The 252-nt window shown below is 41.3% G+C and carries 1 protein-coding gene; it reads right to left on the bottom strand.

The window, feature by feature from the left end; all coding sequences use genetic code 11:
- Positions 1-252: hypothetical protein (locus tag ACVCZW_RS13260; RefSeq protein WP_452232642.1), on the bottom strand; the 252-nt coding region annotated here is incomplete at both ends.

Genomic DNA, 252 nt, shown 5'->3' with positions numbered 1-252 from the left:
TTCCTTCTGTTAATGTTACACCTGTTGGTAAAGTAGTTGTATCTACTACGATATCTACTGTTCCTGCTGGTACTCCTTCTATAGTATAGGTTCCATCTGCTGCTGTTGTTCCTGTTGGCTCTCCTGCGTCTAATACACCATCGCCATCTAAATCTGCAAATACAGTTACTGGAGAAGTAAATCCGGTTTCTGTTCCATTTTGTGTTCCATCACCATCTTCATCATTATATACGGTTCCAGTTACTGTTCCGG

The sequence above is a fragment of the Lacinutrix sp. MEBiC02595 genome (assembly GCF_053601555.1).
The sequence above is the reverse complement of the archived record's forward strand: the minus strand, read 5'-3'. Positions and strand labels throughout refer to the sequence as shown.